Below are 24,732 nucleotides of genomic sequence, written 5' to 3'. Positions count from 1 at the left end.
TCAGATTTATGAAAAGATATATCTCGAAAATAAAGTACCTGGTAGCGCTCGCATGTGTATCGTTTGTGGGTTGCTCTGATCTGGATGAGGAGCAGTTCGGAAGCCTCTCGCCCGATAATTACTACAAAACCGAAGAAGAAGCTTTATCGTCGGTGGTAGGCGTTTACCAGCGCATGGCGGCATTCCCGAATTATCTTACGGTTTGGCGCCTATCAGAAAACGGGACCGATGAGTTTATAATTGCAGCCAGAACAAACGGTGGCTGGTTCGATGGCGGTGTTCACCATGAGTTTACAGTGCACAATGTGTTGCCACAGAACACGCAGAACAATGGTGCCTGGGGAACGGTATTTGGTGTAATAGGAGCCGCCAACGCTGTTATGGAAAGCCTGGAAGAGTCGCCGCGCGCCGCCGACCTGACGCCATTAATAGCAGAAACAAGAGCTCTGCGTGCCTATGCCTACTTTTACGCCATGGACTTCTGGGGCAATGTGCCCATTTTTACCGAAGCCCGCATTAACCCTAACAACCTGCCCACTACCAACACGCGGCAAGAGGTCTTTAACTTTGTGGAAGCAGAAATGAAACTGGCCATAGCCGACCTCCCTTCTATAAAGGACGTAAACCGGGCCAGTTATTACCCTCGCTTTACGAAAGAAGCTATTCAGGCAGCTCTGGCCTCTGTGTACCTCAATGCCGAAGTATTTACCGGCACGCCTCGCTGGCAGGATGCTATAGAAATGACCAACTTGGTTATTAATTCAGGGGAATATATTCTGGAGCCTCAGTTCATTACCAGTTTTGCCGGCAACAACCACACCTCCCGCGAGCTGGTTTCTTCTTTCTCTGTTGATGCTGCCCTGAATGCCGGCGGTAACTCTTATGTTCGTGGCGCCTTGCACCCGCTGCACCAGCTGAGTTATAATCTGCCGTTTGCGCCAGCAGGTGGTTTCAGCACCTTCGAGGTAGCTTTGGAGCGTTATGAGCAAAACGATGTGCGGCGTAACTACATCATTCATGGTCCGCAGACGTACCCTGACGGTTCGCCGCTGATAGACCCGGCCACCAAGCAGCAACTGGTGCTCATTCCGTTTGTTGATTTCCGCAACGCAACGCTCGACGAAGGCTATAGAGTGCTGAAATACATACCAGATGGCAACTTTGTGGGCAACAACGCCAGCAACGACATTGTGCTGATGCGTTACTCCGACGTGCTGCTAACGAAAGCCGAAGCTCTTTTCAGGTCAGGTAACAACGGTGAGGCTTTAACTTTGGTAAACCAGGTGCGCAGAAGAAGCAATGCCTCAGAACTACAGTCGCTGACATTGCAGGACCTGGAGAACGAAAGAGCCCGCGAATTTATATGGGAAGGACACAGACGCCGCGACATGATCCGGTTCGGTTCCTACTTCGACTCGACCTGGAAGTTTAAAACCACCACTACCCCACGCTGGAGAGGACTTTACCCGATACCGGCCCAGCAGATTGTAGCAAACCCGCAGTTAAAGCAAAACCCGAATTACAACTAACAGGCAGTAAACCAACAAGCAGCAACACGTTTAGGTAGCTGCTTGTTGGTTTACTGCCCAACTTTCTTAAGCTATCACATAGTCTAATTGAAAATTAAAAATGACTTCGCGTAAGCCTGATTACCAGCAGTTTTAGAACAGCTTCTTGAGGTTGTACTGCTATGTTATCTCGCTGTTTTGAACCCTTACCCTAGGTCGGTCCAAGATCAAATCTCCTCTGGAAGGCCTTTTTCATTAGAATAATTCGCCTCTAAATTTTTCTGTAGTAATTCATAGCTATAATCCCACATACCTTAGAGGCATTTTGAGCAGGAAAACTTAAAATCATATTATAACTAATGTTAGTTATTTTGTAAATTAAAAGCGGTACCCATGCAAGCGCATTTTAATCCTCCTATTTTTCTTATAAGATTATGACAATACGGAAATTAACAGGCTGGTTTACCATCTTTGCCGTGGTAGTGCTATTGCCTACTGCCACCATAGCACAAACGCCTCGTTTAGTAGAGGCAGCAGAAGATGCCATGCTACGATCATCAAAATACATGGTGGATAAGGTAAGCACCAACGGTGGCTACGTGTGGTTTTACATGCCGGATTTATCACGGCGCTGGGGAGAAATGGAAGCCTACAAAACTATGGTGTGGCTGCAGGGACCGGGCACAGTAAGTATGGGCCACACTTTTTTAGATGCCTACCAGGCCACCGGCGATGAGTATTATTACCAGGCAGCAGCAAAGGCAACAGCGGCCATTGTCTGGGGGCAGAGTAAAGAGGGTGGCTGGAACTACATGATCGATTTTGCCGGGGATAGGTCGCTGAAGCAATGGTACAACACCATCGGCAAAAATGGCTGGCGCCTGGAGGAATTTCAGCACTACTACGGCAACGCCACCTTCGACGACGATATTACCTCCGATGCAGCCCGTTTTCTGCTGCGCATGTATCTCACGAAAATGGCACCGGAATACAAACCGGCATTAGACAAGGCCATTTCCTTTATTCTGGAAAGCCAGTACCCGCTGGGAGGTTGGCCGCAGCGTTACCCCCTCAAATACGATTTCAACAAAAACGGTCTGCCTGACTATTCTTCTTTTTTTACTTTTAACGATGATGTGATCTGGGAAAACATCAATTTCCTGATCCAGTGTTACCTGACCCTTGGCGAAGAGCGCTTTCTGGAGCCGATAAAACGCGGCATGAACTTTTACCTGATCTCGCAGCACGGCAGCGGTGGCTGGGCCCAACAATACAACATGAACCTGGAGCCAGCCGGTGCCCGCACCTACGAGCCGGCCATGCTGCTACCTACCACTACCTACGGCAACGTCATGCTCCTGCTGCGCTTTTACGAGTACACCGGCGAGTCGAAATATTTAACCCGCATTCCGGATGCCATAGAGTGGCTGGAGAAAACGCGGTTACCGAAAAAGATGACTGATAACAACCAATACACCCATCCTACTTTTGTAGAGATTGATACGAACAAGCCGGTATTTGTGCACCGCAAAGGGTCTAATGTAAAGTACGGCTACTACTATTACGACTACGACGACAAAAACCTGCTCTCGCACTACCGTGGAAAAAAAACACTCGACCTCGACCGCCTGAAAGCAGAATACAAACGTTTAAAAGCCTTACCTCCTGAAGAAGCCACTAAAAACTCTCCGCTTAAGGTAGCGGCTTTTACTGAATCAGGCACCCCCCAGACGTTCTACAGCCTCAACCGCTACTCCTCAAGCCAATTGCCTACCGAGGGCCAGGTAAGTGAGCTCATCAGTACCCTCGACGACCAAAACCGCTGGCTAGTAAAACATGCTTCTATCAGTCATCCTTACACTGGCGAAGGCAGGAAGCAGAACCCAACCGACCAGTACCACGATGCTTTTGTAGGAGACGAAACAGATACTTCGCCTTTTCGCGACCCCTCCGATCAACTCTACATCTCCACCCAGGCTTTTATCAAAAACATAAACCAACTGATAAACTATGTAAAATTTAATAAAGGATACTCTAAAACGGAGGATCGACTGAAGGCGGGGAGATAAAACACAAAATGCCCTTCTGGAGCTAAAAGGTATGTTTTTGACTCCGGAAGGGCATTTCCATTAGAATAATTTACTTTTTATAAGCCTCTCTTACTGCTTTAAACTCAGATCCTGCTTTCCAGCCGGGCCATACTGCAGAACTCGCCAGGCGTTTGCCTACATTAAAAAGAAGCTTCATGTCTTCCACGGCACCATCCAATTTCCAATCGGTGCTGTATTCATCGGAAGGTTTATGATAGATGTTGGCTACGTAATTTTCCTGCTGCTTTTTGCCAAACTCCTTTCCCTGTTCCGCATCGTCTATGCCAGCTGCTGTAAACATAGCAGGAATACCTATTTTGGCGAAGTTGAAATGATCGGAGCGGTAGTAGAGACCTGCTTCGGGCGTGGCTTCGTCGGCTACGTAGCGTCCTACTTTCTCAGCTTCCTCGGCCAGGATGTCTTCTAACTCCGATTGCCCCTTTCCTACCAACACAATATCCTTTGTTTTGCCAGACGGAATAAGCATATCGACGTTGATGTTAGCCACAGTTTTCTCCTTGGCAAAAACCGGGTTTTCGGCATAAAAGTCAGATCCCCACAGCCCCTGCTCCTCTGCCGTTACCGACAGAAATACAACGCTGCGCTCCGGCTTCTGTGGCAGGCTTTTAAATGCTTTGGCAATTTCGAGGAGGCTGGCAACACCAGTGGCATTGTCTACAGCGCCATTGTAAATGCTGTCGCCTTTTTCATCGGCTTTGCCTATGCCCAGGTGGTCCCAGTGGGCGGAGTAGATAATGGCTTCATCTGGACTGGCTGCGCCTGTTATTTTAGCGATAACATTGTACGTTTTGTCGAATTTAGTCTTTACAGCCATAGAGGTACTTAGCTTCAGGTTCATGGCCTGGGGCCTAAAACCGGCTTTGCCAGCTGCCGCCAAAGCCGACGCATATTGCATGCCGGCTGCAACAAATAATTGCTCTGCCACTGGCTTGCTCACCCAGCCTTCCATGGCACAGTTATACTTTTTTTTGCCGCGTGGGTCCAGGTAGAGCTTAGAGGCGTTCCAGTTATTCTGCACCACCTGAAAACCATAGCCAGCCGGTGCGGTATCGTGTATAATCAGGCATCCTTTTGCTCCCTGCCGCGCGGCTTCTTCAAATTTGTAGGTCCAGCGGCCGTAGTAGGTCATAGTTTTGCCCCGGAAGAAAGTAGAGTCCTGGGAGTAAAAACCCGGGTCGCTTACAAAAACCACCACTACTTTGTCTTTTACATCGAGACCGGCATAGTCGTTCCAGTTGTACTCCGGGGCTACTATACCAAAACCGGCAAACACAACATCTTCTTTCTGCAGCGAAATAGCCACCTCTGTTCTCCTGGTCCAGATTACATAATCCTGCAGCCCCTGCAGCTGCATGTTTTTAGCCCCGGTAATTGTCATGGTTGGTGCAGCGGTAGTGCTTACCTCTACCATGGGTACCTCCTGCAGAAAACTATCGCCGTTGCCGGGCTCCAGCCCCAGCGCCCTGAACTCCTGCTGCAGGTAATCGAGTGTTTTTTTCTCACCACTGGTAAATGGCTTGCGGCCTTCCAGTTCATCGGCAGCTAAAGCAGCTACATACGTACCATAACTTTCGGCGGATATAGAAGTTGCCTCGGCATTATCAGCTTCGGTTTTGGAATTTGAGGACTGGCACGAAACCAGAAAGCCTAAGGCAGTGGCAAATAAAAATTGTGAGAATTTGTTCATGGTGGCAGGTTTAAGCGAAGCCGAAGCTATGATACAGCTCATTAAAAAGCAAACTAGAAGCTACTGCCAGAGGAGCAACAAAAAAAAAGCCGCAACCTAAGGTTGCGGCTTTCGCTATTCAAAAAACTTTAATCTCGCTTCGACTTGAGCAGCTTGCGCAAATCGGCTAGTTCGTCGCGGTACTTGGCGGCCTGCAAAAAGTCTAGGTCTTTAGCGGCTGCTTCCATTTGCTTCTCTGTTTTCTTGATCAGCTTCTCCAGTTCGTCGCGTTTCATGGTCTGCACGATCGGTTCTGCTGCCAGCGATACTTCCTCCGGACCAACATACATTTTTACTTCCCGCTTCTTCGCATCGGCCACAGAAGTCTGGTCGTATATTTCTTCTTTCGATTTAAGAATAGTGCGCGGTGTAATGCCATGCTCTATGTTATAGGCCATCTGCGTGGCGCGGCGGCGGTTTGTCTCGTCGATGGCGCGTTGCATGGAGCCAGTCATGCGGTCGGCATACATAATCACACGGCCACCGGCGTTACGGGCAGCACGGCCCATCGTCTGAATGAGCGAGCGCTGGTCGCGCAGAAAACCTTCTTTGTCGGCATCCAGAATAGCTACCAGGCTTACTTCCGGCAAGTCCAGCCCCTCGCGGAGCAGGTTCACACCTATCAGCACATCTATATCGCCCATGCGCAGCTCCCGCAGTATCTCTACCCGGTCGAGTGTTTTTACTTCGGAGTGCAGGTATTTTACTTTGATATTGAGTCGCTCCATGTATTTGCAAAGCTCTTCCGACATACGCTTGGTCAGCGTGGTTACCAGCACCCGCTCCTTCCGCTTAATGCGCTCATCTATTTCATCTAGCAGATCGTCTACCTGGTTAGCGCTTGGCCTTATGTCTATCTCCGGATCAAGCAAGCCAGTTGGCCTGATAATCTGCTCCACCACCACGCCTTCTGATTTCTGAATTTCGTAGTCGCCGGGCGTGGCGCTAACAAACACCACCTGGTGCATAACGCTCTCAAACTCGTTAAAAGTAAGCGGGCGGTTATCCATGGCAGCCGGAAGCCGGAAACCATACTCCACCAGCGCCACCTTACGGGAACGGTCGCCGCCCCACATGGCCCGCACCTGCGGTATAGTTACGTGGCTCTCGTCGATCACCATCAGGAAATCATCCGGGAAATAATCGAGGAGGCAGAATGGGCGCGCACCGGGAGATCTGCGATCGAAGTAGCGGGAGTAGTTCTCAATGCCCGAGCAATAGCCTAGTTCACGGATCATTTCTAGGTCGAACTCGGTGCGCTCTTTGATACGCTTGGCTTCTACAGGCCGGTCTTCTTTCAGGAAGTACTCGTGCTGCGCCACCATGTCGTACTGTATTTCGTGTATGGCCTGGTTCAGGGTATCTTTGCCGGTAACGAAGAGGTTAGCCGGGTAAAGGGTTATGGCCTGCTCATCAGATAGCTTTTTACCTGATGCCGGATCGATGCGGTGAATCTGCTCCAACTCATCGCCAAAGAAATAAAGACGGTACGCGAAGTCAGCGTAAGCCGGATAAATATCGACCGTATCGCCTTTTACCCGAAATGTTCCACGTGTGAACTCGGCTTCGGTGCGACTGTATAGGATCTGTACAAAGGTATAAAGCAGGTTGTTACGGCTAAACCGCTGCCCTGGTGCCAGGTGCAGTACATTTTTACCAAACTCCTCGGGGTTACCAATACCGTAGATGCAGGATACCGACGCCACCACAATAACATCGCGCCTGCCCGAAAGCAGCGCAGAGGTTGTGTGCAGCCTCAGCTTCTCTATCTCCTCGTTTATTTGGAGGTCTTTTTCTATAAACACATCCGAAGAAGCAATGTATGCCTCCGGCTGGTAGTAGTCGTAATAGGAGATGAAATATTCGACGGCATTGTTAGGGAAAAACTGTTTGAATTCGCCATACAGCTGTGCGGCCAGTGTTTTGTTGTGGCAAAGTACCAGCGTCGGCTTCTCCACGTTTTTTATGACGTTGGCCATGGTAAAGGTCTTACCTGTACCGGTGGCACCCAGCAACACCTGCGCATGTTCCCCCCGGTTTAATCCTTCCGTGAGTTGGGCGATGGCTTTAGGCTGGTCGCCAGTAGGCTGAAATTCTGATGTTAGCTGAAAATTCATGCGTTGTTTTTACGAAGTGTAAAGATACAGTATAACACCAAATGGTGCAGGTAAGTTTAGCTTTTACTCAGTTTGTGCTAATTAAAATAGCAAAGCAGGTTGTTACTCCAATTTTGTTGTCATTTGCCACTGTAAATAAATTCACTCGCTTTTTGCCTCTCCCTCCTTTTGTCATCCTAGTAGGATCTTTTGGGCGGAACCATGAGCAAAGGCTACTGGCTTGGTCGTTTAAGTTTGCATAGTAACTGTTTCAGCTGTGATAGCGCATCGGAGTTTTTGTATTGCCTGCTTCCTTCTTCTTATTGTTTTGATACCATAGCCGTCAGGCTAAGCTTACAAAAGAGAGTTGTCCTGAGCTTGTCGAAGGAACTAAGGGATACAAGGAGGCTGGTTAAGGCATTTCTTGCTACGCTCGTCATGCCATAAAGTCTATTCCACTAGTTTCTTCGACAGGCACAGAGTGACCTAAAAAAGTGCACCTGGACTACCTACAATAGCATTAACATAACTATTTAATTCTTAGCCTGACGGTTATGGTCTTGATACAAAAACAACCAAAAAAATTAAGATGCGAAAACTCGCTTAACGCTCGGACTGCTTAGCGTCACATGGTGCATCTGGCAGGTGTATCATCTTTGTAGCCTCCTGCCGCAATACCTTATAAAAATTACTTCCAGCTAAATTTTCCCAATAAAAAACGCCTTCCAGAGAATTTTCTAGGCTTCAAGGCTATAGGGTAATCCGTCCGTATCTACCAGTCCGCGACCTTTGGCCTTGGCTAACAAGGCACCTGCATAAAAAAAGCTTGCCGTTCCCGGCAAGCTTTTAGAAACTACATCACCCTAATCACAAATCGTTTTCAGAAAACCAGGATGTTCTTTTGCCTGAAACCCTAGTTATTTATGTTGGAAAAAAGCCTCCGGAAGGCCAGTTTGATTAGAAGAATTTGCGCAGATGGATTTAAGCAATGTGTATTTGCTATGCAATTAAGTAGGCAATTCTAGATAACAAGCGATTCGCCTGCGACACAGTTGGCTGGAGATGCAGGTGCTTATCTGAGTTGCCGGAGCAAATATGCGTAACGCGTACTGCCGGGTACATGACAGAGGTCGCCATGCAACGGGGGCTGAGTTCGGCATTGAGTTCCAGCGCCAACTCCAGCCGCATGCCGTTGTGTTTATAAGCTTCGGGCAAGTTATCTGTTGTTACCAAACCTCCACGAATTTGCCCTATAAAGCGGCCACTATGCCCTTGGCTGGTAGAGCTTTCGTTTAGAAGGCGCAGCACATACCACCCGGTTTCGCAATCAGCGTGTACTACCTCAGCCTGCATACAGGCGACAGGTTCAGGCTCGTTCTCTGAGCAGCTGATTACCACCAACGACAGGCAGAGGTAGAGCAATGCTAGGTAAAAAGTAGGTTTCATAGTTTTAGTTTGTACTAATGGCGCAAAACGGTAATGGCGCAGCAGTTTATTATCCAACTTAAGGCCGCTGCCATTGTAGCACGGCTGGCAGCAATTATGGGCAGGGGGAGCAAAAGTTTATAACCATACAAGCGAATCAATTCTGATGCCGGCGTAGCAATCATCCATGCAGTCTTCGGGTACAAAGCCACACACCTGGAGTAAGCCAGCTGCATCCATCTCGAAATAAATCATATTTTTCTTTTTATCAACTACCAGGTAATCTCTAGCACAGCTTTGGTACAAATCGTCTATAGTAAGAAGGGGCGCTCCAGTATCATGCGATCCTAAGGTAGACTGGTTTTCAGTATAAGAACCTATCACTTCCCTTTCCCCATTCGTTTCATTTATTCTGAAGGCCTGGTAGGCTCTGCCGGTCACGAGATCATTCTCTACTGTTATTTTAGTTGTGTTGCCAAAACCTGACCACGACACGAAGTTAACGTTGTAAGTATATGAATTACCTTGCTGCATTTTAACCTCCTGCCACTTGCTTAAACTTTGCTTATAGCGGACTTCGTATCCATTTAAATCATCCTTCCGATCGCATGCAACATTTAATACAAGCAGTAAAGCCACCATAGAGCTTCTTAATTTCTTGTTCATGCAGGTTGTTTTAGCTGGCATTACAATGCGCAGGATATAACTTTATTTATCGGAACAGGTAATATGTGTCTGTAAAAATAGCTTTAGGATCCTGGCCTGTAAAAGAGTTAATAAGCACCATTTTAGAAGCTTTCACTTCTTTTACCTCGAAACGGCCATTCCAGGAGCCTGAGTTAAGCAGAATAAAACCTGGGTTAACGCGGTAATTTAATTTATAAGCAGTGTTGTAAGATTTGTTATAAGCGTCTAAACGCACCAGAAAGGCACTGTCGGCTCTAAACTCAAAGTAATCCGTGGTATTGCCGGTGTAACTTTCGGAAGTACAGTTGTTGTCGCGGCAGAGTTGCGACTCAATGCGTTCTATGCTCCACTTGCCCTGCACTGCCAGCTGCACCTCCTCAGACATTAATGCTGGTCTAACGTCGTCGCCTTCCATGCATCCCGAAACACCTAGTGTTAAAATAATGGCTGCAAAAAGCCAGTAAGCGGTTTTTCTCATAGTAGTAACCGTAAAACTCCGGTTTTATATACGGTTTGTTTAGGTTGAGTTGATATCATAAAAATTAGTAAAAAGCTTAGAAGGAAACAGCTGAAATTACTGTAGCCGTACCAGCTGCTCTAAAGAAATTACCCGGCTTGCAGCACGGAGAACAAAAGGAGGGCCAACAGCAGATACCAACCAAGCAGGTTTAAGTTTGCGGCTTCTGCCAATGCGACAAAAGAGTCAAGTATCGTTTTCATAGCTTTAAAATTGACAGGTACTGGCTGGTAGCCCCTTCTTTATCTTTATGATCCGGTTAAGAACCTATTGGTTGCAAGCGTCTTAAAATTTTTATTTTTTATTCTGCCCCAGCATGTACTGCACGCCCAGGTTTACACCAATAGAGTAGGGTTTGCCTTGTGGCGCCAGTGCCTGGTCTGGGTTAGCCAGCATAGAACTTAAATAGCTGCGGAACTCAGGTCCCACCACCACTGAGACCGACTCAGTTATATGCTTGCCTATGCCTGCCCCAATATTACTCGAGAACTGTACTTTCCGGAATGGCGACACTTCTCCTTTGTTATTGTTATAGCTAAAATCTGGTATTTTATCGGAAGTGGTGGAAATTTTACTTTCTGTTAAGAAGTTAGCAGCCAGCGCACCGGAAGCATACCAGTGCCAGCCTTTACTGCCAATTTCACCTTCATATTGCAACCCAATTGGTACCGTAATCTGGCGGTACTGGTAATTTACATAAAACGGGTTTGTCTGCTCCACTGCTATAGAGTCTGGCGAGAAACCATTAGTAAGCGATGGCATAAAGATGGTAGACACCAACTCGTAGGGCTCACGGGTAGTGGGTTTATACCAGAACTGCCTGAAAATGAAGCTGGTTTTGGTACGTGCTGAGTTCTGGATGAACCCCAGCCCCGACAGCAGCTTCAGCTTTTTGGTTAACCGAAAACCTGCGCGTACTTCCATACCATAAGAAAAGGCGGCATCAGTGTTTTCATCGTACTCTTCGCGGGCAGATTCCATGTTTCTGGCTGAAAAAGCATCGGCAGTCGGGCCGGTAGCTGCAAAGCTGTTATGCATAACAGCTGGCATCATCTGCTCTGGCAGGCCTATGTTCTGGTTAAAGTAGGAAGGCCCTGAAGCCATGCCTACACTCCAGCGGCTGTCGGAGGCGTTAGCATAGGCTTGTTTCTTATCGCTGGATTTGCCAATCGACTTCTCCACCGCATTCTCTTTTTCGTCTTTTTCCAGCATGGAGGCGGCAGCTAGTGTTTTATATTGCGGCTCTCCAGGTGCTTGTAGTGCTTCGGGCAACGAGAGGCTTTTCTCCTGCGGCAACCGCTGCCGCACCACCACCGACTGCACTTTTGATGTTGTATTTTTGGTATCGGGAACAATTGGCAGCACGGATATTTCCTGCAGTTCGGCTGGTTGTTCTGCTTCTATTGCGGAGGCATAGGTTGGCTGGCCAAGATCATTGCCCCCCTCCTGCTGTAGCTGCCGGGCTTTAGGTGGAGCTACAGCCGCTGCTCGTTGTGCAGTGCCGTTTCCTGTTGCTGTCCTGCTTTTATAACTCTCTTCGGCAGACGCAGGTGCTAGCTTCGTGTTGTCTTGCTCTACAGCGGCAATAGCTCCTGCCTGCGCCTGAGGTTGTGCCGGCACGGTTGTTTCTGTGGTAAGCTCGTTGTTAGCTGTTGCATCTGGTCGGGTGCTGGTGCTGTTAGCGGCCATTTGTGGGTCTGTAGTTCCTACAGGCTCTATAGCCTGGTTGCCTATCTGGAAGTACCATAAAGCACCGGCCAGCATAAACAGCACAAAACAGGCGGCAGCTAATTGCCGGTACATGACAAAACGCTCTTTATAGCGTTTGTTCTCAGCTACCGTCAGGTCATGGTCTATCCGCGCCCAAAGGTCCGGAGTAGGCAAAGCCTCAGCGTCTTGCATCCGGCTCCGGAACTGCTCTTCCAGTGATCCGCGCTCTTGTTTATTTGCTGATGACATGCTCTTTAATTTTATGTTCCTGTCGCGCCAGCATATCCTGCAATATGGCTCTGGCACGTGAGTATTGCGATTTAGAAGTTCCTTCCGAGATGCCTAGCATCTCGCCGATCTCCTTGTGATTGTACCCTTCGATGGCGTACAGGTTAAATACCATCCGGTAACGGGGAGCCAGGCTTTGGATGATACCCATCAGTTCGTCCAAGCTATAGCCGGTCAGGTTATAGGTGTCGGAGCTGATGCTGGCAACTTCTTCCGTTTCATGTGAAACGGTAAGCAGCGATTTCTGCCGCAAATGTTTCAGAGCAGTATTGATCATGATGCGTCTGATCCAGAACTCCAGTGGACAATCCTTTTTAAAATTCTGAATATTGGCAAAAACCTTTACAAACCCTTCCTGCATAATATCCTCGGCTTCAAAGTTTGTAGGTGCATAGCGAAGGCAAATAGCCATCATCTTTTTAGAGTAGAGGTCATAGAGGTTCCGTTGCATTTCCCGCTTACCGGCAATGCACCCCTCCAAGAGTTTCTCCTCGTCTGACTTTGGCTTACTAAAAAGTTTCAAATGCGGCCTTCATTACGACTTACATACCTATGAGCCATATTAGGAGCAAAGGGTTGCAAGTGATCAAATAAATATTCTGAAATTTATTCTGAAATTTATGGGGATTCTATGCTTTTTGTCGCATCAATAGCAGGAACTTCCAAATATACTAAATTAGTATAGAAATCAACAATAATTTTTCCTTTTTATATTATATTAAAAAGAATAATTATACAAACTTGTTTTTTTTGATTTTAAAATAAAACGCCCGGCTTCCTAGCGAAGCCGGGCGTTTTTAGTACTCTAAGAAGGTTAAGCAGCTAAGCTTAATCTTGAAGTGATGTTATAGCATGTTCAGGAAAAGTATTTTGTACACAAACACAGCCAATACAGTAACAGCCAGTATCCAGGCATAGCCAATAATGCGATGCCCCTCGCTAAATTCGGGTTTGTTCATAACCTCATAAGCTTGGAGGCGCGCTTCGTTTACCACGTCCTTCGGCAGCATTTGCCAGGAAAGGCTCAGCCCCAGGGCCACCACCACTACATCGTCCAGGAATCCAAACAACACGATAAGATCGGGAATAAGGTCAATCGGGCTAATGGCATATCCTATTACAAATGCCAGTAGCAGGCGCACCGGCCAGCCTACTCGGCTGTCGCGGTAAGATAAGTAAATGGCGTAAATGGAAGTGTTAAATTCCTGCGTTTTATGTTTAAGAGTATCTAAGTGCATCATAAAGTATCTTTCTTTCTAACTGGTACGCAGAAAGAGGAAAGAAATGTTACACAGACTCTTAAAAAATAACACAGGACAAATCAAGATGTTCTCCTTATGCTGTCCATAAGGCTCTAGAGTGCAAATTATTCTAATGGTAATGGCCTTCCAGAGGCTTTTTTGAGATTAAAGATACTAGATGATAGATTTTACTTAAGTAGCTCTACCTTCTCGCTGCTTTGCCCAACCGCTCGCAGGAGCTGCGCACGCCGCGAGGTCTTACGGTTTATCCTCAAGCACCCATTTAACAATTTAATCATTAAGCCATTTAACAATCATCAACCGGCAACCAAATTATTCTAATGAAAATGCTCTTCCGGACGCCTTTTGGCGCAAAAAGCTTTAGGCTTGTCTGGTATTCCAGATGCTCCAGGCGGCTTCTGCCTGTTGGTAAAGCATAGCCAAGCCATTTGTAACCTGAGCACCGGCTTGTGCTCCTTTTTGCATAAACAACGTTTGCTCCGGGTTGTACACCAGGTCGTAGAGGTAATGGGCCGGCGTAAGCGACTCGTATGGCAGTGGCGGACAAGCATCTGTAGCCGGGTACATGCCGAGCGGCGTTGTGTTGATGATAAGCTGATACTCTGAAAGCAGCTTTGTATCTACTGCTTCGTATGCCATAGCGCTGGTACTGGCGCTCCGCGACACTATTTTATAGCCAATACCGAGGGCATCGAGCGCAGCTAATACAGCCTTGGCCGCACCACCGGTGCCCAGCACCAAGGCCTGCCCCTGCTGCGCTACCGGATAAAACTCCTCCAGCGTCTGCTTAAAGCCAATGAAATCTGTATTATAGCCTTTTGTTTTACCACCTTCTACCCAAATAGTGTTTACGGCACCAATAGCGGCAGCGGCAGGATCAAGTTCATCCAGAAAAGGAATAACCACTTCTTTGTAAGGTACTGTTACATTTAGCCCCACCAGTTCCGGCTCCCGATGAAGCAGTTCAGGAAACTCCGGTATCTCGGCCAGCTCATACAACTCGTATGCGGCACCTGTTATACCTTCGCGCTCAAACTTTTCGGTGAAATACCGCTTTGAAAAAGAGTGCCCTAGCTTACGCCCTATTAATCCAAATTTTCGCATTGTACAGTCTTGTTTAATGAAACGGCCTGACGAGATCAGAACTAAACCTGCTTGGTATTGTCGGAGGTGAGGCGGTCGATAAGGTAAACGAGCATAAAACCTACTATTGCCAGCAACACGCCATACAGCAAGTACGGTTCCTGCCCTGTTACCTGCAGGTAATCGGTTGGCAGCACATTTTCCTGCACCAGCGGTTTTACCACGCCATGCCGGTCGGTGTAGGTTTGGATAGTCTCTTTCCAGGGCCAGACTTTGTTCAGCGATCCTACCATAAAGCCTGTAAGCAAGGCTACCGTTACGTTATGGAAACGCTTGAGCATAAAGTTGAGCACGTGCGAGAAAGCCAGAATACCAGCCACGCAACCTACGGCAAAAGTAGCCACCACATCTACGCGCAGTTCTTTTACAGCATTCAGAATAAACTCATACTTAGCCAGCAGCACCAGCAGAAAGCTACCTGAAATACCAGGCAAAATCATGGCGCAAATAGCAATGGCACCCGACAGGAAAATAAACCAGTAAGCTTCCGGTGTTTGCGTAGGCGACATCACCGTAATAAAATAAGCGGCCACGGTGCCAATGATACCGGCCGCTATAACTCCGGCGCTCCAACGGGTTATTTTTTTACTTACCACTACGGCCGAGGCTACTATCAGCCCGAAAAAGAAGGCCCACAGCATTTCCGTATGCTTATCGAGCAGGTACAGGATAAGCCGCGACAAGGAAGCCACCGAAAAAAGAATGCCTGATACGAGCACCAGCAGGAAAGTACCGTTAATATGCTTCCAGAAACCAGTTAGGTTAAACCTAAACAGCAGGCGCACAGCCTCTCCGTTTACTGACCGGATAGAACCCAGCAACTCCTCGTAGATACCCGTAATAAAAGCAATTGTACCACCAGACACACCTGGCACTACATCGGCAGCTCCCATCATGGCGCCTTTAGAGAAAAGCAACAGATACTCTTTAAGCGACCTGCTTTTCGAGTCGGTATATTTCCTGTTCTTGATAGATGATGTATTTGTCATATAACTTAGGCGCGAGGCCTATTTAGTTTGTATTTGCTGACCTTATAGTTGACTTTCCTGAAATAAAAACATGTTTGCCTACTTGCTGCGCCAAATGGCAATTATTCCAATGAAAATGGCCTTCCGGAGACTTTTTCAGCTGCCTCAAGCCAAGGATTCCTAATTATTCAAGCATTGGAAAAAGCAACTGAGCCCATTCTTGCTCACCCAAGCAGAAAATTGGCTGTTCAGGTGTTCCTCCACAAGCAAGGCAAAAGCAGCATAAGACCACAAAAAAATTGCCCGTCCTTATTCCGACGGGCAATTTATTCTTTTAAACTGATATTTTATAATAATCTCCTATATCAGGCTGGTGGTATCTGAATCTAAAAACTGGGAAAAGGTGTCGCCACGCAGACCAAGGCGGATAGTTTCCAGCGGCACCACTTCACTTGGTGCGATGTTGCCCAGGTTCACGTTTGTTCCCAGCAGTTTAATAAACCACACTTGCTGCGCTTTCTGAGGTGCTTCCCAAAGTATTTTCTCAAAAGGCACCTTCGTCAGAATTTCCTCTACTAAACCGCTTCTTACCTCACCTGTAGATCGAAACAGGCCTACGTTGCCACCTTCGCGGGCTTCGCCAATTACTTTCCAAGCACCAGCATCCAGCTCTTTCTGCATCAGGTTTATCCACATGTAAGGCGGAATAATCTTGGCATCGTCTTTAGACCCTACCTCCGACAGCACCGTTACCTGCTCGGCCAACGTACGAATGTACTCACATTTTTTATCATGATCCATCTCTAACGAACCATCCGATACTTCGGCAAAGGTCATGTTATATTTGTCGAGCACCCGCCGGTAATCGTCGAACTGGTTGCGAATAACAAATGCCTCGAAAAGCGTGCCTCCAAAGTAAACAGGAATACCGGCCGCTTTAAAAACATCCAGCTTTTTCTGCAGGTTAGGCACTACGTAAGACGTAGCCCAGCCAAGTTTTACAATATCAACATACTCGCCGGCTACTTCTATGAAGTCTTCTACTTCACGAATGCTCAGGCCTTTGTCCATTGCCATGGTAAAACCCCTCTCACGAGGTTTCGGCTCGCGCTGAGGCACGTTTTTAAGGGTATAATTCATTTAGTTCTATTTGCGGTACTGGTCAATTAATCGGGCTAAAGCACGCTGCGACTCGAGCTCAGGAAAGAACTCAAACAGCAATTTGTGTTTATTGAAATCCAAAATTAAACCATTTTCCAAATAATTATACGCTTCCTTGTATTTTCCTGCAGAAAGCATGTAGGCGCAAGCCCTATAATATAGCTCTGCTTCGTCTGGTTGCAGTTCTATGGCATTTAAAATAATGTCGGTGGCCTCTTCGAAATTTCCCTGCTCAAACAAAATGATAGACCAGTTCAGGTAAATGTCTTTGTCGCCGGGCTGAATTTCGGCGGCGCGCTCATAACTCTCCAGCGCCGATACCACATGCCCTACATGATACTCTGCTGCGGCCAGGGCTACCCAATAGTCCACGCTGTCTTCGTAGAGGTTTACTGCCTTCCTGAAAAAATGCACTGCCTCGTACCATTTTCCCTGCGCATCCAGAATAATGCCAATGCCGAACCAGGCTTCATCCATGGTCTGATCCAGGTCGATGGATTTCTGGTAATACCTCCGCGACAAATCCCACTGGCTCAGCTTTTCGTAGCACTCGCCTATATTGCAGTACACTTCGGCCGATGGCGTGCCGTGCTCCAACATAGCATTAAAAGCCTCAATAGCCTTGGTATACTGCCCCAAAAACACATAGGCGTTGGCCATGTTGTTATAAGCCGTAATAAAATCGGGCTTTATAATGGTGGAGTAGTCGTAGGCGGCAATGGCTTTGTCGTAGTTAGCCAGCTTGTTGTACACATTGCCCAGGTTAAACCAAGCTACATACGAGTAAGGATCGGCATCTACAAACTCCTGAAAAAAAGGAAGCTCTTCGCGCATGCTGCCGGTAATCTCCATGCAGTAAACGACTTCTTGCATAGCCGCCTCATTTTCTACGTTTAGGGCAATACACTTTTTATAGTACTTAATGGCCGAGGTAAACTTGCCCCAGGTTTGATAAGCAAGGCCAATATTAAAGTAGATATCGTCGCGGTCTTCGGCAAAGGCCAAAGCTTTTTTAAACTGGTCTATGGCATCGCGGTAATCGCCACGCTGGGTGTAAATGATACCGCGGGTCAGAAACACGTCGGGGTTCTGCATTTCTACTTCTGCTACCTGCTCAATAAGCGTAAGCGCCTCATCAAAACTGCCGGACATAGCCAGCAACTGCGCTTTGTCTATCAGTAGCTCGTTTGAAAAAGGATACTGGGCAAGCGCGGAGTCACAGGCAAGAATTGCCTTTTTATAATCGAAATTGGCCGTGTAATGGTCAATTATATATTCAAAGTCGTTGAGGTCGAAAAAAGCAGTTTCACTACTTCCCAGCATCTGCTCAAAGCGTTGTATCAGCTCCAGCTCCTCGCTGTGTTCATCAAAGTTTTCTTTCATCTCCAAAATCCAACAAGCTGCCCTAAAAGCAGCTTTTTCTTATTACATTTTATGACAGCAAATAGTTTAGAGTGCCTCTGCTGTTTCAGAGCGCTTACCAGCCAAAAGCAGTTGGCTGCAGCACCAGGCAATGGTCTCCCCCAATGGCCTGAACTCAAAATCTATGGCTTGTCTTACTTTCTCGTTGCTAAACAAATGGCTTTTGCCCGATACCCGTGCCGTATCTTTGGTGATCAAGGGCCTCCTGCCGGTAACCAGAGCAAGGGCATGCTCTAGTCGCCAAACTACCTCTGCCAGGGCAGGTATAACCTTTCGGGATGGAGCCTTCTTACCGAAGCAGCGCGCCACCTGCTCAAAGAATGTTTTATACTCCATCTGTTCTGCGTTTAATATAAATCTTTCTGCCGAAATATCCGAGAAAGTCAGTTTTATCATGGCGTCCACTACATCGCGCACATCCACAAAATTAGCACTTCCTACTGTGTAAAATGGTTTTTCGTCGAATACATATTTAAACAGCCGGGTGCTGCTGCGGCCCCAGTCTGCGGGGCCTAGTATAACAGAGGGGTTTACAACAACCGCTTTCAGGCCTTCTGCCACGCCACGCCACACTTCCAGCTCGCCAAAATATTTGGAGCTGGCGTAGGCCGAATGCTCTTCCGCCTGATCCCATTTATTTTTTTCTGAGAGCACCGGAGCAGTTTTGGAACGCCCGATGGCCGCAATGGAGCTAACGTGGCAGAGCTTTATGTTACCAGCTTCCAGGCAGGCATCTACTATATTAGCGGTTCCCTCCACGTTTACCTGCTTCAGCAGTTCTTCATCCTGAGGGGCGTACGATACCAGTCCGGCACTATGAAACACGTACTGCACGCCTTTCAGCGCCTCACGCAGCAGGCTAGGGTCCAGAACATCCCCCTCAAGCCAGGTAACGTCTCTACCTCCTGCTATGGCCGGTATGCTGCCACGGTAGAGCGCTTTTACAACATACCCCTGCGCCACCAGCGCCGGAATTAAATAGCTGCCTAGCAGGCCACTGCCACCTGTCACAAATACCGTCATAGCCAAAATATCAGGGGGTGCTTACAGTTGGTTATTACGCAGCTTCAGAGCCAGCGCTTTATGAATATATTTGCAGTTTAATACTTTCTGCAAAGAAGCAATATGCTTCATGGTGTGTGCATCGGTTCCTAAAAAGTCTACCATGCCATCGTCTACCAGCCGTTCGGCAATGGTTCTGGCTGATCCGGAATAGTACCCTACCAGCGAGTTCATGTTAATCTGAAAGAGCACGCCCTTTTCGCGCAGCGATATCAGCTCGTTATACTTCCCATGAAAATAGGAATATCTTTCCGGGTGCGCCAGCACCGGCTTATACCCTTGTGTTCGCATCAGGAACACAGCTTCCTTCAGGTTAAGAGGTTCGTTCAGGAACGATGTTTCGAACAGCAGGTACTTTTCGCCGAAGGTAAGAAGTTCCTCTTTTGCTTCCAGCTTTTTGATGAAACCTTCGTCCAGATAATGTTCTGCGGCACAGGCAAGTTCCATCTCAATTTTAGCTTCGGCCACGGCATCCTGCAACAACTTGAGCTGCTTTCTGATACCGGCTGGTGTGTTTTTATAAAAGTCACTCATAATGTGCGGCGTCATGATTAGCTTTCTGTAGCCCAGCGCATGCATGGCCCTTACCAACTCGAGCGACTGCTCCAGGTTCTCTGCACCGTCGTCGAGGCCGGGCAGGATATGGGAATGCATATCCACTTCAAGGCATGCCAGAGAAGCCTCCTCCACAGCAGCACCAAATAAGTCTTTTAAAAACTGTATCATCTAACAATATTAGTGTACCAACACCAGCTTCACCTGCACATAAGGGTGCAAAAAACCATTGCATACCGGCAGGCCAATAAAAGCATCCAACTTTATACAGACATTGTCTTTTAAAGCCGTTTCGCCACAAATTCAAACAGAAAGAAATTGTTTGTAAAGCGAAATTAAACTTTACTGTAAGGTTGTTACCATTACGCAAATATATATGTAATATATCGCAATTATACGTTTTGCCAAAATAAGCAAAATCTATTCGCAGTCCTTAAGCCCACCAGTAATATAAAGGACTAATTCTTTTAATATCCTCTATACTTACTACAAGATGAAGCAGTTTACGTTAATTTTTAAAACGGCTAAACAAGCCTGAGCACCTTGCCGTTATATACGCGACCAGGGCTTGGTTGTATTTTATTTCTGACTGCTAAAGTTGTTCCAAAAATGTTTCTGCGGCACGGTTTGGCCATAAAAATGTATAGTCCAGAAATAAATTGCAGGCACACGCTCATTCTGCCTCTACACTTAAACTACATCAGATCAAATGGAACTATCGACTACAGAAAATCAGCGGATGATCGCTGACATGATCCGGGACTTTGGCACCAAACACATACGGCCTTACATGCGCCAGTGGGACGAGAGCCAGGAGTTTCCGGTAGACGTTTTTAAACAGCTTGGAGAACTGGGGCTGATGGGGGTACTGGTACCTACCGAGTACGGCGGCTCCGGCTTCGGTTACCTGGAGTACGTAACGGCCATTGCTGAGCTTTCTAAAATAGATGGCTCCATTGGCCTCTCCATGGCAGCCCACAACTCTCTCTGCACCGGCCACATCCTGCAGTTTGCCAACGAAGCTCAGAAACAAAAGTACTTGCCTAAGCTTGCCAGTGCCGAGTGGATTGGTGCCTGGGGCCTGACCGAGCCCAACACGGGCTCAGATGCCGGCAACATGCGCACGGTGGCTGTGCAGGATGGAGACTACTGGGTACTTAATGGGGCTAAAAACTTTATTACACACGGAAAATCGGGGCAGGTAGCTGTTGTGATCGTGCGTACTGGCGAAACTGGCGACTCGCGGGGCATGACCGCCTTCATAATTGAAAAAGGCACTCCCGGCTTTAGCGCAGGCCGCAAAGAAGACAAAATGGGCATGCGCGCCTCCGAAACCACAGAGCTTGTTTTTCAGGACTGCCGTGTGCACCAGGACCAGGTGCTTGGAAACGTAGGAGAGGGCTTTATACAAGCCATGAAAGTATTGGATGGTGGCCGTATATCCATTGCGGCCTTGTCGCTTGGCATTGCGCAGGGAGCTTGTGAGGCGGCGCTGGCTTACTCGCAGGAGCGACAGCAGTTTAACAAACCTATTTCGTCGTTTCAGGGTATTTCATTTAAGCTAGCCGACATGGCTACCGAAATTGAGGCAGCCTCGTTGCTAACTTACCAGGCCGCCGACATGAAAAACCGGGGGCTCGATGTAAATAAGCAATCGGCAATGGCCAAATACTATGCCTCGGAGGTGGCAGTGCGTGCAGCCAACGAAGCGCTGCAAATTTTTGGAGGCTACGGTTTTACCAAAGATTATCCGGCCGAAAAGTTTTACCGCGATGCAAAGTTGTGCACCATAGGCGAAGGAACCAGCGAAATACAGAAACTTGTTATAGCCAGAGCCATTCTGAAGTAACCAAATTAGTAAAAAACCGTCTGAATAAAGTTGCTATTAGGCCAATTAGCCTAGTGTAAGGATTAAATTGTATAGGTAGGCTAAAATATTTTGCCAATCTATTGATTTTTAAGTAAAACCTTGCGTAAATTTGCAACCCTAATATCTGAAGAAGAAATAAAAAAATATGATTATTGTAAACGTAAAAGACAACGAGTCGGTAGACCGCGCTTTAAAAAGATTTAAGAAGAAATTTGAAAGAACTGGTGTTCTTAAAGAACTGAGAGCTAGAACTTTCTTTGAGAAGCCGTCTGTTTCCAAGAGAAAGCAGAAAGAAAGAGCTAAATACAAGCAAACACTTTTCGCTCAAGATAACTACTAGTCTTTACTGGTACTATAGATATTTTTCCATAAATTAGTGTACTGCCCAGCGCACTAATTTATGGATTTATTTTTCAAATACCTGCAGTATGAGAAGCGTTACAGCCCTCATACGCTTACCTCTTACCATACAGACCTTGGCCAATTTGCAGAATACCTGCAAGAGGTGTATCAGATTACTGATGCGGCCGAGGCTGATCATGCCATCATAAGGTCATGGCTCCTCTCGCTAGTGCAAAAGCACCTGGAGGCACGCTCAATTAACCGCAAAATAGCCTGCCTTCGCTCCTATTACAGATTTCTGTTGTCGCAGCAGCGCATACAGGTAAATCCCATGCTCCGCATAAAAGCCCCCAAGGCTTCGAAAAAATTGCCTGGCTTTGTGCCGGAACAACCATTTAACAACCTACTGGATACATTTGAGTTTGAAGACAGTTTTGAAGGACATCGCGACAAGCTGATCCTGGAATTTCTGTATGGCACCGGCATGCGTTTGGCTGAACTAATCGGAATTGAACACCAAGATGTAAACTTGCATGCCCGCACGGTGCGGGTGCTTGGCAAGGGCAATAAAGAGCGGATTATCCCGATCAACGACTCGCTTCATACTACTATAGAACTATATTTGGCGGCGAAGAAAAGCGCCATCCCGGATAACAATTCCGAAAAACTGCTCGTTACATCTAAAGCACGGCCTTTATATCCGAAGTTTATTTATCGTGTTGTAAAGAAATACATTAGCTTGATCACTACCTCAGAACATAATAGCCCACATGTGCTCAGGCACTCCTTTGCCACGCATCTTTTAAACAAGGGTGCTGACCTCAATGCGATAAAGGATTTATTAGGGCATGCCAGCCTTGCGGCCACGCAGGTGTATACACATAATTCTATAGAAAAGCTTAAATCAATTTTCGAGAAAGCTCACCCAAAGGCATAAGTTAAACTTTTAATTTTTATAACTATGAAGCTACAGATGCATTCCATCCATTTCGATGCTGACATTCAGCTTACCGAATTTGTGACACAGAAAGTAAATAAACTAGAAACGTTTTACGACCGCATTGTGGAAGGTGAAGTGTTTCTGAAGCATAATAATACAGACGGTAGCGATACGAAGACCGTAGAAATTAAACTTTTTGTACCAGGCAGCACCCTTTTCTCGCAAGAGAATGCGCCGTCTTTCGAGGCTGCCGCTGATGCCGCTGTAGATGCCATGCGTCGCCAACTCAAAAAATTCAAAGAAAAGCAATTGGCTCACTAAGAGCTGTAAATCCATAAAAACAGCGAGGCTGCCCAAGAAAGGGCAGCCTCGCTGTTTTTATGGTAGATAAAACTTCTCTTCTAATATTCTGAAACCAATTTTTCTAATGAAAAAGCCCTTCCGGAGCTGAAAACGATCATTTTCTCTCCAGGAAGGGCTTTTTTATTAAAAGGATTATATTACAGTCTAAAAGCGTCTTTGATCTTGTCTACAAAGTCAAGGCTTTCCCAAGTAAACAACTCTACCTCCACTTCCTTTTTCTCTCCGTTTGCCCCTTCAAACACTTTGGTGACAGTTTCATTCTTACGGCCCATGTGGCCATAAGCTGCTGTTTCAGAATAAATAGGATTCCGTAGCTTCAGGCGTGTTTCTATACCATAAGGCGTCATGTCAAATACCTCTCCTATCAACTTCGCTATTTCACCATCTGAAAGATCTACTTTAGCTGTGCCATAGGTGTTTACGTAAATGCCCATTGGGTCTTTCACACCAATGGCGTAAGAAACCTGCACCAGCACCTCGTCAGCTACTCCTGCTGCCACCATGTTTTTTGCAATATGGCGTGTTGCATATGCGGCCGAGCGGTCTACTTTTGATGGATCTTTGCCTGAGAAAGCACCACCACCATGTGCACCTTTACCACCGTAGGTATCTACAATAATTTTACGACCGGTCAAGCCTGTATCGCCGTGCGGGCCACCTATTACGAACTTGCCAGTCGGATTAATGTGATAGGTTATTTTGTCAGTAAAGAGCGCCTGCAGTTCCTCTTTCAGCTGGCTCTTCACTCTTGGTATCAGTACTTCAACAATATCGCGCTGTATTTTTTGCTGCATGGCTTCCTCTGTGTCGAAGTCGTCGTGCTGCGTAGATACCACAATAGAATCGATGCGGATGGGCTTATGATCATCACTGTACTCGATAGTAACCTGTGATTTGGCATCGGGGCGAAGATAATCAATCTGAGTAGCTTCACGACGAATGGCAGCCAGCTCAATTAAAATTTTATGAGCCAGGTCAAGCGCCAACGGCATGTAATTGTCGGTTTCGCTGGTGGCATAGCCAAACATCATGCCTTGGTCACCGGCACCCTGCTCCTGCTTGTTCACACGATCCACACCTTGGTTTATGTCTGCCGATTGCTCATGAATAGCAGATAACACACCGCATGAGTTTGCTTCGAACATATATTCCGACTTGGTATAACCAATCTTCCTGATTACGTCGCGCGCAATGCGCTGCACATCCAGGTAGGTTTTAGATTTTACCTCGCCTGCCAAAATTACCTGACCAGTTGTAACCAGTGTTTCACAGGCTACTTTGGAATCAGAATCCCAAGCCAAAAAGTTATCAATTAAGGCATCTGATATCTGGTCAGCTACCTTATCTGGGTGTCCTTCTGATACGGACTCAGAAGTAAATAAATATGGCATTATCAAATAATTTAAAACTGTTAAACAACTACAAGGTTCTCACTTCGCAGGATATGCAAAGCTATAACAATTAAAGCAGACTTTAAACATTTTATAGTCATAGTCATTCCTATTATCTTACTAAGATTCTTATTAAATATTCTGCCTTTATCTTTTAACTATCTACTCATACTAATCTAACAGAT

At 46.9% G+C, this 24,732-nt stretch carries 21 protein-coding genes; 6 read left to right on the top strand and 15 right to left on the bottom strand.

Annotated features, from left to right (window positions below; translation table 11 throughout):
* Nucleotides 1–8: 8 nt before the first annotated feature.
* Nucleotides 9–1,529 (top strand): RagB/SusD family nutrient uptake outer membrane protein, encoded by a 1,521-nt coding sequence (locus tag ACMA1I_RS01420; RefSeq protein WP_337066449.1) that lies wholly within the window; start codon nt 9–11, stop codon nt 1,527–1,529.
* Nucleotides 1,530–1,942: 413 nt separating this feature from the next.
* On the top strand, nt 1,943–3,577 hold the full coding sequence (locus ACMA1I_RS01415) for a pectate lyase (protein ID WP_337066448.1): 1,635 nt from the start codon (nt 1,943–1,945) through the stop codon (nt 3,575–3,577).
* Nucleotides 3,578–3,647: 70 nt separating this feature from the next.
* Here ACMA1I_RS01415 and ACMA1I_RS01410 read toward each other — a convergent pair whose 3' ends face one another.
* The 14 genes from ACMA1I_RS01410 to ACMA1I_RS01345 all read right to left on the bottom strand — a co-directional run bounded on the left by ACMA1I_RS01410 (nt 3,648) and on the right by ACMA1I_RS01345 (nt 19,812).
* Nucleotides 3,648–5,306: a M28 family metallopeptidase gene (locus tag ACMA1I_RS01410; protein ID WP_337066447.1), complete on the bottom strand. Its 1,659-nt coding sequence runs from the start codon at nt 5,304–5,306 to the stop codon at nt 3,648–3,650.
* Between the two features lie 128 nt (nt 5,307–5,434).
* Nucleotides 5,435–7,462, bottom strand: a complete 2,028-nt coding sequence (gene uvrB / locus ACMA1I_RS01405) for an excinuclease ABC subunit UvrB (RefSeq protein ID WP_337066446.1) — start codon at nt 7,460–7,462, stop codon at nt 5,435–5,437.
* A gap of 978 nt (nt 7,463–8,440) precedes the next feature.
* Nucleotides 8,441–8,887 (bottom strand): hypothetical protein, encoded by a 447-nt coding sequence (locus tag ACMA1I_RS01400; RefSeq protein WP_337066445.1) that lies wholly within the window; start codon nt 8,885–8,887, stop codon nt 8,441–8,443.
* Between the two features lie 117 nt (nt 8,888–9,004).
* Entirely contained in the window at nt 9,005–9,532 is a 528-nt protein-coding gene (locus ACMA1I_RS01395) for a hypothetical protein (RefSeq protein WP_337066443.1), read from the bottom strand.
* A 46-nt stretch (nt 9,533–9,578) separates the two neighbouring features.
* A complete protein-coding gene (locus tag ACMA1I_RS01390; RefSeq protein WP_337066442.1) occupies nt 9,579–10,031 on the bottom strand; it encodes a lipocalin family protein in 453 nt (150 codons plus the stop codon).
* Nucleotides 10,032–10,364: 333 nt separating this feature from the next.
* Nucleotides 10,365–12,029: a PorT family protein gene (locus ACMA1I_RS01385; protein WP_337066441.1), complete on the bottom strand. Its 1,665-nt coding sequence runs from the start codon at nt 12,027–12,029 to the stop codon at nt 10,365–10,367.
* Nucleotides 12,013–12,591 (bottom strand): RNA polymerase sigma factor, encoded by a 579-nt coding sequence (locus ACMA1I_RS01380; protein WP_337066440.1) that lies wholly within the window; start codon nt 12,589–12,591, stop codon nt 12,013–12,015. Before ACMA1I_RS01380 ends, ACMA1I_RS01385 begins: the two co-directional genes overlap by 17 nt.
* 322 nt (nt 12,592–12,913) lie before the next feature.
* Nucleotides 12,914–13,309, bottom strand: coding sequence for a YkvA family protein (locus tag ACMA1I_RS01375; protein WP_337066439.1), 396 nt, complete (start codon nt 13,307–13,309; stop codon nt 12,914–12,916).
* 381 nt (nt 13,310–13,690) lie between these two features.
* Nucleotides 13,691–14,434, bottom strand: coding sequence for a shikimate dehydrogenase (locus tag ACMA1I_RS01370; protein WP_337066438.1), 744 nt, complete (start codon nt 14,432–14,434; stop codon nt 13,691–13,693).
* A gap of 41 nt (nt 14,435–14,475) precedes the next feature.
* Nucleotides 14,476–15,462: a DUF368 domain-containing protein gene (locus ACMA1I_RS01365; RefSeq protein ID WP_337066437.1), complete on the bottom strand. Its 987-nt coding sequence runs from the start codon at nt 15,460–15,462 to the stop codon at nt 14,476–14,478.
* Between the two features lie 339 nt (nt 15,463–15,801).
* Nucleotides 15,802–16,581 (bottom strand): phosphosulfolactate synthase, encoded by a 780-nt coding sequence (locus ACMA1I_RS01360; RefSeq protein ID WP_337066436.1) that lies wholly within the window; start codon nt 16,579–16,581, stop codon nt 15,802–15,804.
* Nucleotides 16,582–16,587: 6 nt separating this feature from the next.
* Nucleotides 16,588–17,985: a tetratricopeptide repeat protein gene (locus ACMA1I_RS01355; protein WP_337066435.1), complete on the bottom strand. Its 1,398-nt coding sequence runs from the start codon at nt 17,983–17,985 to the stop codon at nt 16,588–16,590.
* Between the two features lie 66 nt (nt 17,986–18,051).
* Complete coding sequence (locus tag ACMA1I_RS01350) at nt 18,052–19,047, bottom strand: NAD-dependent epimerase/dehydratase family protein (RefSeq protein WP_337066434.1); 996 nt, start codon at nt 19,045–19,047, stop codon at nt 18,052–18,054.
* A gap of 21 nt (nt 19,048–19,068) precedes the next feature.
* Nucleotides 19,069–19,812, bottom strand: coding sequence for a tyrosine-protein phosphatase (locus ACMA1I_RS01345; protein ID WP_337066433.1), 744 nt, complete (start codon nt 19,810–19,812; stop codon nt 19,069–19,071).
* A 538-nt stretch (nt 19,813–20,350) separates the two neighbouring features.
* On the opposite strand from ACMA1I_RS01345, the gene ACMA1I_RS01340 reads away from it, so the two are divergent.
* The 4 genes from ACMA1I_RS01340 (at nt 20,351) to hpf (ending at nt 23,114) form a co-directional block, all read left to right on the top strand.
* Entirely contained in the window at nt 20,351–21,490 is a 1,140-nt protein-coding gene (locus ACMA1I_RS01340; protein WP_337066432.1) for an acyl-CoA dehydrogenase family protein, read from the top strand.
* 166 nt (nt 21,491–21,656) lie between these two features.
* Nucleotides 21,657–21,851 (top strand): 30S ribosomal protein S21, encoded by a 195-nt coding sequence (gene rpsU, locus ACMA1I_RS01335; protein WP_147923065.1) that lies wholly within the window; start codon nt 21,657–21,659, stop codon nt 21,849–21,851.
* 60 nt (nt 21,852–21,911) lie between these two features.
* A complete protein-coding gene (locus tag ACMA1I_RS01330; protein WP_337066431.1) occupies nt 21,912–22,790 on the top strand; it encodes a tyrosine-type recombinase/integrase in 879 nt (292 codons plus the stop codon).
* 24 nt (nt 22,791–22,814) lie between these two features.
* Nucleotides 22,815–23,114: a ribosome hibernation-promoting factor, HPF/YfiA family gene (gene hpf / locus ACMA1I_RS01325; protein ID WP_337066430.1), complete on the top strand. Its 300-nt coding sequence runs from the start codon at nt 22,815–22,817 to the stop codon at nt 23,112–23,114.
* Nucleotides 23,115–23,293: 179 nt separating this feature from the next.
* Here the strand turns inward: hpf and metK are convergent, their stop codons facing one another.
* Nucleotides 23,294–24,547, bottom strand: coding sequence for a methionine adenosyltransferase (gene metK / locus ACMA1I_RS01320; protein ID WP_337066429.1), 1,254 nt, complete (start codon nt 24,545–24,547; stop codon nt 23,294–23,296).
* Nucleotides 24,548–24,732 lie beyond the last annotated feature (185 nt).

This window comes from Pontibacter sp. 13R65 (genome assembly GCF_047525655.1).
Lineage (GTDB): Bacteria > Bacteroidota > Bacteroidia > Cytophagales > Hymenobacteraceae > Pontibacter.
The sequence above is the reverse complement of the archived record's forward strand: the minus strand, read 5'-3'. Positions and strand labels throughout refer to the sequence as shown.

Excerpts from the sequence above, each read along its gene's own strand:
- ACMA1I_RS01385 (WP_337066441.1), bottom strand. The coding sequence starts at position 12,029 with ATGTCATCAGCAAATAAACAAGAGCGCGGATCACTGGAAGAGCAGTTC.
- ACMA1I_RS01400 (WP_337066445.1), bottom strand. The coding sequence starts at position 8,887 with ATGAAACCTACTTTTTACCTAGCATTGCTCTACCTCTGCCTGTCGTTG.
- ACMA1I_RS01330 (WP_337066431.1), top strand. The coding sequence starts at position 21,912 with ATGGATTTATTTTTCAAATACCTGCAGTATGAGAAGCGTTACAGCCCT.
- ACMA1I_RS01420 (WP_337066449.1), top strand. The coding sequence starts at position 9 with ATGAAAAGATATATCTCGAAAATAAAGTACCTGGTAGCGCTCGCATGT.
- ACMA1I_RS01350 (WP_337066434.1), bottom strand. The coding sequence starts at position 19,047 with ATGACGGTATTTGTGACAGGTGGCAGTGGCCTGCTAGGCAGCTATTTA.
- ACMA1I_RS01410 (WP_337066447.1), bottom strand. The coding sequence starts at position 5,306 with ATGAACAAATTCTCACAATTTTTATTTGCCACTGCCTTAGGCTTTCTG.
- ACMA1I_RS01355 (WP_337066435.1), bottom strand. The coding sequence starts at position 17,985 with ATGAAAGAAAACTTTGATGAACACAGCGAGGAGCTGGAGCTGATACAA.
- hpf (WP_337066430.1), top strand. The coding sequence starts at position 22,815 with ATGAAGCTACAGATGCATTCCATCCATTTCGATGCTGACATTCAGCTT.
- rpsU (WP_147923065.1), top strand. The coding sequence starts at position 21,657 with ATGATTATTGTAAACGTAAAAGACAACGAGTCGGTAGACCGCGCTTTA.
- ACMA1I_RS01360 (WP_337066436.1), bottom strand. The coding sequence starts at position 16,581 with ATGAATTATACCCTTAAAAACGTGCCTCAGCGCGAGCCGAAACCTCGT.
- metK (WP_337066429.1), bottom strand. The coding sequence starts at position 24,547 with ATGCCATATTTATTTACTTCTGAGTCCGTATCAGAAGGACACCCAGAT.
- ACMA1I_RS01415 (WP_337066448.1), top strand. The coding sequence starts at position 1,943 with ATGACAATACGGAAATTAACAGGCTGGTTTACCATCTTTGCCGTGGTA.
- ACMA1I_RS01390 (WP_337066442.1), bottom strand. The coding sequence starts at position 10,031 with ATGAGAAAAACCGCTTACTGGCTTTTTGCAGCCATTATTTTAACACTA.
- ACMA1I_RS01375 (WP_337066439.1), bottom strand. The coding sequence starts at position 13,309 with ATGATGCACTTAGATACTCTTAAACATAAAACGCAGGAATTTAACACT.
- ACMA1I_RS01395 (WP_337066443.1), bottom strand. The coding sequence starts at position 9,532 with ATGAACAAGAAATTAAGAAGCTCTATGGTGGCTTTACTGCTTGTATTA.
- ACMA1I_RS01345 (WP_337066433.1), bottom strand. The coding sequence starts at position 19,812 with ATGATACAGTTTTTAAAAGACTTATTTGGTGCTGCTGTGGAGGAGGCT.
- uvrB (WP_337066446.1), bottom strand. The coding sequence starts at position 7,462 with ATGAATTTTCAGCTAACATCAGAATTTCAGCCTACTGGCGACCAGCCT.
- ACMA1I_RS01365 (WP_337066437.1), bottom strand. The coding sequence starts at position 15,462 with ATGACAAATACATCATCTATCAAGAACAGGAAATATACCGACTCGAAA.
- ACMA1I_RS01370 (WP_337066438.1), bottom strand. The coding sequence starts at position 14,434 with ATGCGAAAATTTGGATTAATAGGGCGTAAGCTAGGGCACTCTTTTTCA.
- ACMA1I_RS01340 (WP_337066432.1), top strand. The coding sequence starts at position 20,351 with ATGGAACTATCGACTACAGAAAATCAGCGGATGATCGCTGACATGATC.